Annotated in this window: 9 protein-coding genes; 6 read left to right on the top strand and 3 right to left on the bottom strand. The window is 61.5% G+C overall.

What is annotated here, in order from left to right:
- Window positions 1-107 precede the first annotated feature (107 nt).
- The 4 genes from GST84_12625 to GST84_12610 all read left to right on the top strand — a co-directional run bounded on the left by GST84_12625 (window position 108) and on the right by GST84_12610 (window position 5,600).
- A complete protein-coding gene (locus GST84_12625; GenBank protein XGB13170.1) occupies window positions 108-515 on the top strand; it encodes a hypothetical protein in 408 nt (135 codons plus the stop codon).
- A gap of 81 nt (window positions 516-596) precedes the next feature.
- Complete coding sequence (locus GST84_12620) at window positions 597-2,648, top strand: TonB-dependent receptor (protein XGB13169.1); 2,052 nt, start codon at window positions 597-599, stop codon at window positions 2,646-2,648.
- Between the two features lie 465 nt (window positions 2,649-3,113).
- Complete coding sequence (locus tag GST84_12615) at window positions 3,114-4,172, top strand: diguanylate cyclase (GenBank protein ID XGB15759.1); 1,059 nt, start codon at window positions 3,114-3,116, stop codon at window positions 4,170-4,172.
- A gap of 303 nt (window positions 4,173-4,475) precedes the next feature.
- Complete coding sequence (locus tag GST84_12610) at window positions 4,476-5,600, top strand: mechanosensitive ion channel (GenBank protein XGB13168.1); 1,125 nt, start codon at window positions 4,476-4,478, stop codon at window positions 5,598-5,600.
- Window positions 5,601-5,678: 78 nt separating this feature from the next.
- On the opposite strand, the gene GST84_12605 is transcribed toward GST84_12610, so the two are convergent.
- The gene (locus GST84_12605; protein ID XGB13167.1) at window positions 5,679-8,726 is read right to left on the bottom strand and encodes an aminotransferase class III-fold pyridoxal phosphate-dependent enzyme; all 3,048 of its coding nucleotides are present in this window, start codon (window positions 8,724-8,726) and stop codon (window positions 5,679-5,681) included.
- A 144-nt stretch (window positions 8,727-8,870) separates the two neighbouring features.
- Between GST84_12605 and GST84_12600 the strand changes: the two genes are divergently transcribed.
- Window positions 8,871-9,311 (top strand): winged helix-turn-helix transcriptional regulator, encoded by a 441-nt coding sequence (locus GST84_12600; GenBank protein XGB13166.1) that lies wholly within the window; start codon window positions 8,871-8,873, stop codon window positions 9,309-9,311.
- Window positions 9,312-9,340: 29 nt separating this feature from the next.
- Here GST84_12600 and GST84_12595 read toward each other — a convergent pair whose 3' ends face one another.
- Window positions 9,341-9,958, bottom strand: a complete 618-nt coding sequence (locus GST84_12595) for a thymidylate kinase (GenBank protein XGB13165.1) — start codon at window positions 9,956-9,958, stop codon at window positions 9,341-9,343.
- Window positions 9,959-10,183: 225 nt separating this feature from the next.
- Here GST84_12595 and GST84_12590 point away from each other — a divergent pair, with 225 nt between their 5' ends.
- Window positions 10,184-12,727 carry a GAF domain-containing protein gene (locus GST84_12590; protein ID XGB13164.1) on the top strand — a complete coding sequence of 848 codons (2,544 nt, stop codon included), beginning with the start codon at window positions 10,184-10,186 and terminating at the stop codon, window positions 12,725-12,727.
- 126 nt (window positions 12,728-12,853) lie between these two features.
- Here the strand turns inward: GST84_12590 and GST84_12585 are convergent, their stop codons facing one another.
- The gene (locus GST84_12585; GenBank protein ID XGB13163.1) at window positions 12,854-14,497 is read right to left on the bottom strand and encodes an acetolactate synthase large subunit; all 1,644 of its coding nucleotides are present in this window, start codon (window positions 14,495-14,497) and stop codon (window positions 12,854-12,856) included.
- Between the last annotated feature and the right edge of the window lie 25 nt (window positions 14,498-14,522).

Below are 14,522 nucleotides of genomic sequence, written 5' to 3'. Positions count from 1 at the left end.
CGTTGAGCCCTCAGCGTGGTACGCCCGCGACAAAATGGCGCACCACGGAACTTGTACAGCCGGCAACGGATGCGGCTTAATGCGCGCCATATTCGTTCGGGTGACTCATGCTTTCACGTGCTCGCGCACATCTTTGTCTGTTCGCCTGCTTCGCCCTGCTGTTCAACCTGCTGGCGATGCCGCTCGATCGTGCCTTGCAATCACCTCGCCTCGACAGCCAGTCGTTGATTCTCGGCAGTTTCTGCAGCATTCACGGTGCCCAGAGCCTGCCCAAGTCAGTGTTGACCCAGCTCAAGGCAGACCTGTCGCAACTCGACCATTCCCCTGAACCCAAGCACCAGAGTGGTGACTGCTGTTGTGGCCATGCCGGCCATGCCTTGGCAGGCGGTGATTACTACCGCCATCTGTTCCCCCGCTACTGGCCGGCCGACCTTCTACTGGGAGACCGTCATGCCTTGCCGCTGCCACGAGAACAGTGGCCTCGGCTGAACCCCCGCGCCTCACCCCTGGCCTGAACCGTCGCTGCTGTCTTGTGGTCATGGCGTGCGCTGCACGACGCCTGACCTTGCCCGACCGTTTTTGCCAGGAAACCACACATGCCTGCGTTCCGTTGTACCGCATGCGCCGTACTGCCCGTGCTCGCCTTGTTCGGCCTCAACCCGCTGTCACTTGCCATCGCTGAAACACTGCCTGCCGAAAACTCGGTACTCACCCTCGGCGCGGTCAATGTGACCGGCACCAATAGCGGCCCCTTGGCGACGACCAGCGTGCTCAGTTCGGTGGATATTCTGGGCGGTGACATCCTCGAGGAGATGCCGGTTGCCTACAGCTGGGAGCTGTTCCGCCGGGCACCGGGGGTGATGCTCACCGAGTTCAACCAAGGCACCACCTCCGGCAAGCTTTCGTTCCGCGGCTTCAATGGCGAAGGCGAGGTCAACGCCGTGAAACTGTTGATCGATGGTATTCCCAGCAATACCAATGACGGCAACATGCCCTTCATCGACTCGGTGTTCCCCATGGACATCGACAACATCGAAGTGGTGCGCGGCACCAGCGACCCGCGCTATGGCCTGAACAACATCGCCGGTAACGTCAACATCAACACCCGCACCGGCGGCAACTACAACAAGGCGCGCCTGCGCTACGGCAGCTTCAACACCCGCGAGGTGCAACTGGCCAAGGGCATCGAGACCAGCAACTGGACGCAGAACTACTTCTTCGCCCGCCAGCAGGTCGACGGCTACCGCGACCATGCCGACACCGAACGCTACAGTTTCGGCGGCAAGTGGTTCTATACCCCTGACGATGGCAGCTACCGCCTTGGCCTGATCGCCCGCCACTACGAGTCCGAAGCCCAGGAGGCCGGCTACCTGACCGAGGATGACGCCCGCCATCATCCGCGCATGAGCAATGACTACAACGCCACGGACAAAGGCACGCGGCGAATGAACCAGGTCAGCGTGCACTTCGACACCGACCTGGCCGAAACGCTGTCCTGGTCAGCCAAGACCTACCTCAACACCTATGACGACCGTCGCTGGACGCAGTACTGGCGCACCAGTTCACAGCAGGAGCGCGATACCTACGAGGACCAGTACGGTGCCATCACCTCGCTGACCTGGCGGCCACAGGTGGACTGGCTGCACGCCTTTGCGCTGGAAGGTGGCAGCGATGTGCAGAAGCAACAGAACCGCAGCGAACGCTACCGCACCGTGGAGCGTGTACGCCAGGCGCAGACACGCGACCAGGACTTCGACTTCAACACGGTCGGTGCCTATGTGCAGGCGGAGATCGAGCCGTTCGAGTCGCTGAAGATCGTGCCGGCCTACCGGGTGGACAAAATCAGTGGTGACTTCACCAACAAGATGACCGGGCAGGACTCCGACATCAACGACTACGGGCTGATCAAGCAGCCCAAGCTCAGCATTGTCTATTCGCCGTGGAAGTTCGCCAGCGTTTACGCCAACTGGGGCCGCACCTTCCAGGTCGGGACGGGCGCCGCAGCCTACAAGGTGCCGCCGCGCAACGAGGACCTGGACCCTTCTATCAACGAAGGCTGGGAAACTGGCATCAAGTTCACCCCGGCCAGCTGGGTCGATGGCCGCGTGGCCTATTGGCGTCAGGACGCCTCTGGCGAAGTGAGCCGTCGCCTGAACGACCCCAGCGGCGAGTCGGACAACGTCGGCGAAACACGCCGCTGGGGCTACGACCTGCAGGTCAACCTGCACCCGGACGAACGCACCGAGGTGTGGATGTCCTACTCCTGGCAGTACTCCAAGATCCTTGAACCCAGCAGCGTGTTACCAGGCAGCAAGGGCCAGGAAATCGATCACGTGCCACACCATCTGTGGAACACCGGCATCAGCTACCAGGCCACCCCTGCCCTGCAATTGACGGCCTGGATCAATGGCCAGACCAACTACTACCTGGAACGCGAGAATACCCAGGGCCGGTATGGCGGTTACGTGCTCACGAATCTTGGCGCGACCTACAAGGTCAACGAAACGATGAGTGTCGACCTGCAATTTAAGAACCTCACCAACCGCTACTACGAGTACGTGTGGTACGACCCGGATGGTGCGGATGCCTCCCTCCACTCCCCGGGTGACGGTCGTGCACTGTATGCCGGCGTGACGTTCGATTTCTGAAAGCTGCACGTTGGTCGGCGCCAGTGGTTCGGGCAACACCCTCAGTTGCCTTGGCTTGCTCGAACACTTGTTGGCCGTCGCGATCGATCGGCTTTCGAATTGCCGGAAAACAGGCTATGTTCGTGATACGGAACTTGCGAGGGAAACCTGGCCTTCGGCCAAGGAAGGGATCCGCGCAACGACATGAAATGCGGAAAACGTCGCAGGTGCCGTAGCCGTGGTGATAGCCAGTTCTGCACTGCCACTACCTACCGCAACGCTTTCTGAATCCAGCAATCAAACATGGCGAAGGGCATCACATGTGAACGCCAGGAGGCTTTTCCAAGGCGCCATCAAAGTGCAGGTATCCGCTACCGGTCACGAGTGGCGTCACCAGCCATGACAAACCTTGATCCCCGCGATGAAATAGCGCGCTCCGTACGGACGGATCGGCTCGAACAGCTGTTCGTCCAGTCGGCGCCTGCGGTGCTTGGCAGCTTCCTGGCCGCCATAATGCTGTGCTGGTTGGGCTGGGAGCGTTTCGACCAGCAAAGGGTCATCGTCTGGATGACGTTATTGGGCCTGTCGACCGGCGTGCGTGCCGCCATGTTCTTGGCCTATCTGCGAGCACCGGCCAACCTGCGTACGGCCGAACGCTGGGAGTGGCGTTACTGGGTCACACTGATGCTGTCGGCGGCTATCTGGGGTTGGGGCGCATTTGCCGTAATGCCCGCCGACGACGCGCTGGGGCAGACGCTGATCATGCTGTTTGCCGTCGGGATGTCTGTCAGCGCGGTGTCGTGCTACTCCTCTTACCGCAACATGACCCTGGTGTCGATGGGCCTGGTCTTGCTGCCTTCTACGGGCTGGCTACTGCTGCAACCTTCCACGCTGCAACAAGGGATAGCCTTGGCGGTATTGGTATTCGCCTGGTTCGTGGTCAGCGCGACGCAAAGCCTGTCCTCTGCATTGACGACGGCCTGGCGCCTGAAACACGAAATGCAACGCGCGCATCGGCTGGCCATGGTGGCCTCGTGCACGGACGAACTGACTGGCCTGAACAACCGCCGTGCTTTTTTCGACAACGCCTCGACGCAACACGCCCGGTGCAAGGACGCAGGTGCATTCATGGCCGTGTTGATGCTGGACGTCGACCATTTCAAACAGATCAACGACACGTTCGGGCATGCCGCAGGCGACCAGGTGCTGCAGCGCATCGGTGCAGTGATCAGTGCCAGCCTGCGTGACAACGACATTGCCGGCAGGCTGGGCGGCGAGGAGTTCGCCATCCTGCTGCCCAATACACCGTTAGCCACGGCCATCGAGGTTGCCGAGCGCCTGCGGGCCCTGATAGCCAAACTGCGTGTAAATGAGCAACACCCGGTCACCGCAAGCATAGGTTTAGCGTTCGCGAAGGCCCCTGCCACTGAGCTCAGCGCCTTGCTCAGCAGCGCAGACAGCGCCATGTACCTTTCCAAGGTATCGGGCCGTAACCGGGTCACGGTCGCCGAACCGGAGCAGGAAGCATTGCGCAAGCAGCACTAGCCCATCCAGGGAGTTGCTATGCAGGGTCCTGGGCCGCAGTCTCACCCGGCGCTGGGCGCAGCGTGCGCACGGCATCGTCGAACAGGTGCTGGTTGGCATGGGCCTGCAGCCGTTGCGGCAAGCGTGCGTTGGCAATCGAATCCCGCAAGTCGTGCCAATGCTGAACAAACTGTTGCAGTTATTGAAAAAAATCTACCGAGACTGACTCCGTCTGCCCCGCGCGGTGAAATCCGATCGACCTGTAGCGCCTCTTTGACGTCCCAAGAAAGCACCTTGGCAAATCAACCCAGAGGCGAGGTACTCATGAACGACCGCATCATCGCGTTTTTCAGCGACACCACCGTATTTGGCATCTCCATTCTCAATCTGCTGGTGGCGCTGACAGTCGCCATCGTGACCTTCATGGTCGCCCGTGCCGCAATCAGTTTCCTGATACGCCGGATACGGCGGTGGTCCGAACACGAAGGCCCATTGAGCCAGGTAATGGCCAAGGTGCTTTCCGGCACCAGCAACTTTCTTTTGTTGCTGGCCTCATTGCTGGTGGGCCTGAGCATGCTCGACCTGCCCGAGCGCTGGCTGAGCAGGGTCAGCAGCCTGTGGTTCGTGGTCGCGGCCCTGCAAATTGGCCTGTGGGCCAACCGCGCCATCGGCCTGGGCCTGAGCCGCTACTTCGCCCGCCACCGTACCGACGGCCTGAACCAGGGCAGCGCGCTGGCTACCCTTTCGGCCTGGGGCGCGCGGGTACTGCTGTGGTCTGTGGTGGTGCTGGCGATGCTGTCGAACCTAGGGGTGAACATCACCGCCTTCGTCGCCAGCCTTGGCGTGGGCGGCATCGCAGTGGCGCTGGCTGTGCAGAATATCCTCGGCGACCTGTTCGCTTCGTTGTCGATCGCCGTGGACAAGCCGTTCGAGATCGGTGACTTCATCGTCATCGGCCCCCTGGCGGGTACCGTTGAACACGTCGGCCTCAAAACCACGCGCATCCGCAGCCTTGGCGGCGAACAGATCGTCATGGCCAACGCCAGCATGATCAGCAGCACCATCCAGAATTACAAGCGCTTGCAAGAGCGTCGCATCGTGTTCGAGTTCGGGCTTTCCTACGACACGCCAACCGAGGCTGTGAAGAAAGCGCCAGGCATCGTAGAAGACGCCATCAAGGCCCAGGAGCAGGCGCGTTTCGATCGCGCTCACCTGCGCGGCTTCGGCAAAGAGGCGCTGGAGTTCGAGTGTGTCTACATCGTCCAGGACCCAGGCTACAACCTGTACATGGACATTCAGCAGGCGATCAACTTCAGGCTGCTGGAGCGGTTTTCGAAAATCGGCGCAAGGTTCGCCGTACCGGTACGTGCGATCAAGGTCACGGCATTGCCGGAGGCATCCGGCCTGCATGGCCAGGCTCGCGAAGGCCTGGGCATCAGAGGGGCTTGAATCTGGCAACTTGCCCAGAGCGCCAGACAGGCGCGACGCAGGGCGTGCTCACGGACGCGCCCTGCTCGTCCTGAAACGTTATTTCACTGCCGCGATGAAGCTGTCTTTCAGCACCTCGAGAAGAAAGTCCGCATTGGCCCGGCTGAAAATCATCGAGGGCCGCATTTTCAGCACGTTGTCATGCGGGCCTTCGGTGCCGATCAACACGCCGCGCTCCCGGGCACCATCCGCCACTTTTCTGGCCAGGGCCGTGGCTGGCGCCTTCGACCGGCGGTCGGCAACCAGCACGACGCCGAGAAACAGGCCCAACCCGCGCACATCACCAATCACCTCGAACTGCTGCTGAAGCTTGCGCAAACCATCGAGCAGGTAATGGCCGACGTTCAGGGCGTTTTCTTTCAACTGGTCGCGTTCGATTGCATCGAGCACCGCCAGACCTACCGCACATGACACCGGGTTACCGGCGAAGGTATTGAAATACTCCATGCCGTTGTTGAAAGCATCGGCAACCTCGCGCGTGGTCACTACCGCCGACATCGGATGGCCGTTACCAATGGGTTTGCCCATGCTGACGGCATCCGGGACCACGCCCTGGGTCTCGAATGCCCACCAGTGGCTGCCGACCCGGCCAAACCCCACCTGAACCTCATCGGCCAGGCACAGCCCACCTTCGGCTCGCACCATGGCGTACACCTCCTTGAGGTAGTGTTCGGGCAAAAACACCTGCCCCGCCACGCTCGGGATCGACTCGGCAATGAAAAAACCGGGGCGCTTGCCTGCCTTGCGCATGGCATCCAGCTGCTCTGCCACCGACTCGGCAAAGCGCTTGCCGTGCGCTTCCACGGGCCAGTGCTCGGGGGCGTAGTAGCTGTCCGGGACTACGGCCTCGTAAACATGCGCCGCCCTGCCCTTACCCGCCTTGCGCTTGTACTTGTAAGGGCTCAGATCGATCAGTTCCTGCGTGGTGCCGTGGTAGGCCCAGTCCAGCACGATCGCCTGATCACTGCCTGTGTAATTGCGCGCCATACGCAGCATCAGGCTGTTGGCCTCACTCCCCGAGCAGCCAAAGGACGCTACGCAAAGGCCCTTTGGCAAAGTGCCGGTCAGGCGTTCGGCGTATTCGACGATATTGTCGTGCAGGTAGCGGGTATTGGTGTTGAGCAGCGCAGCCTGGCGGGTGAGGGCCTCGACCACGTCGGGATGACTATGGCCCAGGTGGCAGACGTTGTTGAAGCAGTCCAGGTAGGCCCGCCCGAAGTTGTCGATCAGCCATACGCCATCCCCGCGCACGAACTTGATCGGATCGGTGTACGAAATGGACAGGTTAGGGAGCAGCAGTTCCTTGCGCCTGGTAATGATCTGGGCCTTGGTCATCCCCTGCTGGCTGTAGGTCTCTGGCGGGATACCGGCCAGGGCCGAAGCATCGGGGAACAGGTCGGCCCACGCGTCGCGGTACGCTGGCTCACCCACGCCAATGACCTCGTGCGCGCTCAGCCGGGTATCAGTGACCACCTGCAGATGCAGGTGGGGAATCCAGCCGCCGTTCTCGTGATCGCTGCCCATGTAGCCGACCAGGTCGCCAGCTTCAAGCTTGTCACCGGCCTTCAAACGGCTGAGCGCCTCGTGGGCCATGTGCCCCCACAGCGTCAAAAATGGCGGGCAACCGGGTGGGGTATGCTCAAGCATCACCAGGCCGCCATAACCCAGCGGGCCTGGCTCGACCTCGACGCTTCTGACGGTGCCGGCGATCGGTGCGTACAACGGGGTACCCGCTGGCATCACCAGGTCTACCCCGATATGCAGGGTACGGTGCTGCCCCTTGATGAAGCGAGACTCGAAGGCGCTGTCGGTATAGATGGCACGTATCTCGCCCCATGGTCCGATGGCCAGCGGCACCTTGTGCGCGGCAGAGAATTCATTCCACCACCGCGTCGCATCTGCCGGGCGCTGCTGGGCCGAAGCGATGGTCATCTCATGGCTGGCATCGCCAAACGGCGCGATCACCTTGTCGAGAATGGCGGCTGACGGGCGCACCAGGTCGGCAAACGACTTGAGGTTGTCGGCAATCCAGCGGCGGACCTCCCCCGCACCTTCGATGGCATCGAAACCACAGGCCTTGCGCAGAATGCCGGTGGCCAACCGTGGGTTCATCGAATCAAGCTGCTCCAGCAGGCGCCAGGCAGGCGCTTCACTGATCGCCAGGTAAGGGTTGTCGTCGGTCTGGTCCTGCCGGGAAGCGGAGAACGTGACGCTGATGACCAAGCGCATGGCTATCAGGTTGAACAACACATCAAGCTCTTGCGCTTGCAACGGGTACTTCTCATGGAAGCCGGCCACCAGCGCAGCCGCAGCGCCGATCGGGTCGTCCATGTCGAGAATGGCGTAGGCGCTGGCGATCGCTACCTCGGCAATCAGAACGGTGTGCACGGCATCGCCAAAATCGATGAAGCCAGTCACGTTACCGGCCGTTTCGGCATCGACCAGGATGTTCCAGTCGTTGGCGTCGTTGTGGATCACCTGGGCCCGAAGGGACGCCAGCTTCGGCTGTACAGCCTGTTCGAACCGGGCGATGAAGCGCTCGGCAATGGCCCGGCGATCAGGGTCCTTGATGCAGTGCAGCCGCGAGCGGGAACGCGCAGCGTGGCGTAAGTCCCAGTCCAGGTCGCGGACTGCGCCCGGGTGCATGAAGCCTTGCAGGGCACGGTCAAGTTCACCGAGTGCCTGGCCGAAGTTTCTCATCAGCGCCATGGAACGACTGGCCTTGGCAAGTGGCGTGCCGGCCAGCCAGCTGACCAGGCGCACGGCGTGCTTTTCACCGGTGCTGCTGGCCACAGACGGCAGGTAGTCGCCAGTCACGCTGGCCCGCAGGTGCGGCACGCCCAAATGCGCGCCATGCACGGCCAAGTGATCGAGTAGCGCGGTTTGAAACTCGCTTTCTACCCTGGGCTCGCTGGCATTGACGATTTTCAGTATCCAGCCTGCATCTACGCCCGTATCCAGCCGGTAATTGCGATCACGTTCCCCATCCAAGGGCGTTGCAGTGCCGGTGACATTGAAGAAATCTTTTGCAAGGCCCTCTGCATCGCTTGCCGAAAACCGAGGTGCCGGGTGGGAAAGGTCTGTCATATCATCAGGTTCCGAGCGCGCGAATTGTTTTTGCAATAGCTTGTCATGCACAGCCGAAACGGACACCCTGCATACGGTCGGGCGCAACAGGCATAATGCCGGTTCCGACCGGCATAATGACGGCAAGTTTATCAAGGGGGTGGAATGCGTGATCTGGACGCTAAAGATCGTGAGATTCTTGAGGTACTGTCAAAGGACGCGCGCATTGCGCTCAAGGCACTAGCCGGCCGCATAGGCCTTTCCAGAAGCGCCACCACCGAGCGGGTAGCCAACCTTGAACGCAGCGGAATCATTCGCGGTTATCGCGCTGACATCGGCGAAATAGACGCCAACGTCATACGCGCCATCTTGCTGGTGACGTTGCAGCGCACGCCTGCCATGGGGCTGCTCGACCAGTTGGCAACGGACGCGCGCGTGCGACGGGTTTCATCGGTGAGCGGTCAGCTTGACCTGGTGGTTGAAGTGGAGACCCGGACGATCGACGACCTCAACCAGGTACGCGACAACGTGGCACGTCACGAATCGGTGGATGACATCACCACGTCGGTAGTCCTGCGCCGTGACATCGACCGGCAGGGCGCCTGATACCTGCAAAGGCAGTATTCACCCCTGCCTCAGAGGTGTCGAAGCACGCCCTGAATCTCGCGAACGACCTGCCGCGTTGCCTCGTCGACAGTCCCTTCATTGCGGCACAGCACCCAGCCTTGCTCTGTAACTGCACGCTCGAACGCCTCGGTACAGGCAACCTGTTCATCCAGGTTATGGATCACCGTACTGCCCAGCCCACGTGTGCGCGCCGCGGCCCTTGCCCATGAGGTTTCAGGCGTTGTGACCACACCGACATGCAGATCGGGTACTTGCACGTTCCGTTCGAGGTTCAGGCGCAGGATCTTGTCAAACGGCACAGTGCGGCGAAATGCAGCGTCAGAGGGGTACCAGCGATCAATCAGGATGATGCTGTCAGCGGGCTGCCTGGGCAGTACATGCCGGGAAATCCAGGCGCGGCTTTCAGCGAAGCGCTCGCAAACCTTGAACTCAAGGTCCTGGCAAGGGCTTCTGGAAAGCTGGTTGACCAAGGCCATGGTCTCGCCCCGGTGAGGGTCATTCTTTCTTTCGCAGAGGCGGATCACCTTGTTCCCGTCCAGCCGCAAGGCTTGAGTGACGGCCTCCAGCAGCGTGGTCTTGCCGGTACCCTTGGGCCCATCGATGGAAATAAACAGTGGGCGGTTCATCTTGCAATACCAGTTGGCTCAAGCGCGGGATGAGACCATTGATCGCAGCTTGCCTTCAAGCGATTCTCGAAAAGAGCACATCTGTACTCCAAAGCTGACTCATCAGCAGCAGCGCACTGCCCTGGACTGGAGCGGCCCGCCATCCCCAAGGCGTGCAATGCCTGCTAGGCTGACGCACGATGGCGGACCTGCTGCCCGCCTCCCCTTACCCACAGGCACGGGCCAATGACCTACAATCCCCAAGTTAACCTGACCAACTGCGACCGGGAGCCCATCCAGATTCCCGGGAGCATCCAGCCCCATGGCTGCCTGCTGGCCTGTGATGCCTCAGCGACCGTGGTGCTGCGCCATTCGGTCAACGCCCCACAAGTGCTGGGTGTACCAAACGATATCAATGGTCAGAAACTGCACGCGGTGCTGGGCGACGAGGTCGCGCATACGCTTCGCAATGCACTAGCCCGTACCCGGGACGCCTCGCGGCCCGCGCTCAGTTTCGGCGTGACGCTGCCCAACGGCGAGGCCGTCGACATCGCCGCCCACTTGTACAAAGGCACGGCAATCCTCGAATTCGAGCCCGCTGGCGCGAGCATCGCCGAACCGATCGAGCTGGCGCGCACGCTGATTGCCCAACTACGCGAAATCGACCAGACCAGCAAGCTGTTCCGCGATGCCGCCCGTTTTGTCAGGGCGGTGCTCGGTTACGACCGGGTAATGATCTACCAGCTGGGAGCAGACGGCGCCGGCAAGGTGGTTGCCGAGGCCAAGCGTGGCGACCTCGAAAGCTTCATGGGCCAGTACTTCCCGGCCTCCGATATCCCCCAGCAAGCCCGCGCGCTCTACCTGCGCAACCCGATCCGGGTAATCTCCGACGCCCAGTTCAAAACGGTCGCCATCAACCCGGTGCTCGACCCCTCGGGCGAACCGCTCGACCTGTCCTACGCGCACCTGCGCAGTGTCTCGCCGATTCATTGCGAATACCTGTGCAACATGGGCGTGGGCGCCTCGATGTCGATTTCGGTCATCGTCAACGGCGAGCTGTGGGGAATGATTGCCTGCCATCACTACGCACCGCGCACGCTGGCCATGGGGCAACGTGTGGCCGCCGAAATGTTCGGTGAGTTCTTCTCCCTGCATATCGAGACCCTGCGTAGCCGGCAAAAACTCGAAGCCGCCGTGCGCATCCACAAAGCGCTGGACAGCATGCTGCGCGACGCCAACCAGGCTGCGGACATCGATGGGTTCTTCCATGCACGCCTGCCCCGATTGATGTCGCTGATTCCCTGCGACGGCATCGGCATGTCACTGCTGGGCCGCTGGTCGTCCGCAGGGCTGGCGCCGCCCCAAACGGCCGTGCCTGATCTGCTGCGCCTGGCAGACATGGTCAGCGAAGGCCGAATCTGGGCGTCCAATCGCCTGTCGACAGTGATCCCGTCGGCCCAGGCGTATTTTAATGATGTGTCGGGTGTGCTGATCATCCCGATGTCGCAACACCCAAGGGATTACTTGATCTTCTTCCGCAAGGAGGTGGTCGAGACACTCGACTGGGCCGGGGACCCGAACAAAACCTATGACAGCGGCGCGTTGGGCGATCGCCTGACGCCACGCAAAAGCTTCGCCATCTGGAAAGAAACCGTTCACCAGCAGTCGCTACCCTGGACCGAGCAGGACCGCCAGTTTGGCGATGCCATCCGTACAGCTATCGTTGAAGTGGTGCTGCACAACAGCGAGCTGCTCGCCAGTGAACGCGCCAAGGCTGAAGTGCGCCAGCGCATGCTCAACGAAGAGCTCAACCACAGGGTCAAGAACATCCTGTCGCTGATTGGTGCGCTGGTTGCCCATCCGACCCCGGAGAGCCAGACCCTGCAGGACTATGTGGCAACGCTGAAAGGGCGTATCCAGGCATTGTCGTTGGCCCACGACCAGGTGGTGCGTGGTGACGGTGGCGGGCGCCTGACGAATCTGCTGGAGGCCGAGCTTTCGCCCTATCGCACGGCTGCCAGCGTGATCGAATTGCAGGGCCCGAACGTCATCCTCGATGCGCGCGCGTACTCGGTCATGGCGCTGGTGCTGCACGAACTGGCCACCAACGCGGCCAAGTATGGTGCGCTATCGCGGGCCGGCGGCAAGCTTTCGGTGAGCTGGGCAATCGACGCCACCCACGCCTGTGCCATCAGTTGGCGTGAAAGTGGTGGGCCAACGGTACGCCCGCCCAACCGCAGCGGCTTCGGCACGGTGCTGATCGACCGCAGCATCCCGTTCGACCTGGGTGGCACCAGCACGGTGGAATATCACCCCGAAGGCCTGCAAGGCTTTTTCAGAATCCCGGCCAAGCACCTTTCCGTAGCCGAAGCGGCAGAAACCGCTTTCCCGGCCACGCCTCTGGCCCATGCAAACGGTGCCTTTTCAGCGTGCTCGGGCTTGCGTGTGCTGATACTCGAGGATCAACTGGTGATTGCAGTAGGCCTGGAGCAAATCCTCAATGATGCGCAAATCAAGGACGTGATCACCGCCAGTTCCGAGGACCAAGCCATGCAACTGCTTGGCAGCCACAAACCGGACGCGGCAATACTGGATGTCAACCTGGGCACCGGAACCTCCATTTCCGTAGCGGATGAACTGGTTCGCCGGCAGGTTCCGTTCCTCTTTGCCACCGGCTATGGCGAAGGCATCAGCATTCCCGAGCATTTGCAGCATGTGCCCGTCGCGCGCAAGCCCTACGACGCCAATGCCATTCTGGCCAGCCTGCAAGGCCTGCTTGATCTGCGGTGAGTGGGATACAGAGGCAGCCTTGTGCCATGAAAAAGCCCGTAAAGCCGACATATCACTGTCAGCTATACGGGCCTCTTCGCAGCACAATGCCGCCCCTGAAAAAGGACGGCGCCGACCTGTCAGGGCTTACACCGCCAGCGCGCGCTCACGCAGCTCGCTGTTGAGGATGCGGTCGTTCTCGCTGTAATCGACCGGGCAGTCGATCACGTGCACGCCCGGGGTCTTGATGCAGTGCTCCAGCAGCGGCAGCAGCCCTTCGGCACTTTCCACGCGGTGGCCGTTGGCGCCGTAGGCTTCGGCATACTTGACGAAGTCCGGGTTGCCGTAGTCCAGGCCGAAATCGGTGAAGCCCATGTTGGCCTGCTTCCAGCGGATCATGCCGTAGCCGTCGTCACGCAGGATCACCACGGTGATGTGCATGCCCAGACGTACTGCAGTTTCCAGTTCCTGGCTGTTCATCATGAAGCCGCCGTCGCCGCACACCGAGATTACCGGGCGGTCCGGGTGCACCAGGTGCGCAGCCATTGCCGATGGCAGACCGGCGCCCATGGTCGCCAGGGCGTTGTCCAGCAGCACGGTGTTCGGCTTGTGCGCCTTGTAGTTGCGGGCGAACCAGATCTTGTAGATGCCGTTGTCCAGGGCGACGATGCCTTCGGATGGCAATACACGACGGATGTCAGCAACCATGCGCTGTGGGTAGACCGGGAAGCGGTCGTCGTCGGCGCCTTCGGCGATCTGTGCTTCGTTGGCTTCACGGATGGCCATCAGGCGGGTGAAGTCCCAGTGCGAAGTGTCATTCAGCGCTTCGCTGATCTGCCACACGGCATTGGCGATGTCGCCGATCACTTCCACCTGCGGGAAGTACACGGCATCGACTTCGGCAGAGCGGAAGCTGATGTGGATGACTTCGGTGCCGCCACGGACCATGAAGAACGGCGGCTTTTCGATAACGTCGTGGCCGATGTTGATGATCAGGTCAGCCGCTTCGATGGCGCGGTGAACGAAGTCACCGGACGACAGGGCAGCGTTACCCAAGAAGCGCGGGTGGCGCTCGTCGACCACACCTTTACCCATTTGGGTGGTGATGAACGGGATGCCGGTCTTGTCGATCAGTTGCTTGAGGACCTTGGCGGTCATCTTGCGGTTGGCGCCGGCACCGATCACCAGGATCGGGTTACGCGCGTTCTGCAGTTTTTCTATAGCGGCTTCGATGGCCACGTGCTCGGCCAGCGGGCGGCGGTGCAGGCTGCGCGGGATCGGCAGCGCGTCGGTCTGCTCGGCGGCGATGTCTTCCGGCAGCTCCAGGTGCACCGCGCCCGGCTTTTCTTCTTCGGCCAGGCGGAAGGCTTCGCGCATGCGGGCCGGGATGTTGTCGGCCGAGGCGAACTGGTGGGTGTACTTGGTGATGGGGTCCATCATGCCGCACACGTCAATGATCTGGAAGCGACCCTGCTTGGACTTCTTGATCGGCTTCTGCCCGGTGATCATCATCATCGGCATGCCGCCCAGGTAGGCGTAGGCGCTGGCGGTCACGAGGTTGGTGGCACCAGGGCCGAGGGTCGACAGGCTGACGCCGGTCTTGCCGGTCAAGCGACCGTAGGTGGCAGCCATGAAACCTGCAGACTGCTCGTGACGGGTCAGTACCAGCTTGATCTTCGACTTGCGCAGGGATTCGAGCAGGTCGAGGTTTTCCTCGCCGGGGATGCCGAATACATACTCGACACCTTCATTTTCCAGGCATTGCACAACGACATCGGCGGCCTTGGCCATTTGGGGTACTACCTCAAAATCTTTG

This window comes from Pseudomonas putida (assembly GCA_041879295.1).
GTDB classification, from domain to species: Bacteria; Pseudomonadota; Gammaproteobacteria; order Pseudomonadales; family Pseudomonadaceae; genus Aquipseudomonas; species Aquipseudomonas putida_Y.
Note: the sequence above shows the minus strand (reverse complement) of the source record. Positions and strands in the feature narration are given on the sequence as shown.

Excerpts from the sequence above, each read along its gene's own strand:
- GST84_12625 (XGB13170.1), top strand. The coding sequence starts at position 108 with ATGCTTTCACGTGCTCGCGCACATCTTTGTCTGTTCGCCTGCTTCGCC.
- GST84_12620 (XGB13169.1), top strand. The coding sequence starts at position 597 with ATGCCTGCGTTCCGTTGTACCGCATGCGCCGTACTGCCCGTGCTCGCC.
- GST84_12610 (XGB13168.1), top strand. The coding sequence starts at position 4,476 with ATGAACGACCGCATCATCGCGTTTTTCAGCGACACCACCGTATTTGGC.
- GST84_12605 (XGB13167.1), bottom strand. The coding sequence starts at position 8,726 with ATGACAGACCTTTCCCACCCGGCACCTCGGTTTTCGGCAAGCGATGCA.
- GST84_12600 (XGB13166.1), top strand. The coding sequence starts at position 8,871 with ATGCGTGATCTGGACGCTAAAGATCGTGAGATTCTTGAGGTACTGTCA.
- GST84_12595 (XGB13165.1), bottom strand. The coding sequence starts at position 9,958 with ATGAACCGCCCACTGTTTATTTCCATCGATGGGCCCAAGGGTACCGGC.
- GST84_12590 (XGB13164.1), top strand. The coding sequence starts at position 10,184 with ATGACCTACAATCCCCAAGTTAACCTGACCAACTGCGACCGGGAGCCC.
- GST84_12585 (XGB13163.1), bottom strand. The coding sequence starts at position 14,497 with ATGGCCAAGGCCGCCGATGTCGTTGTGCAATGCCTGGAAAATGAAGGT.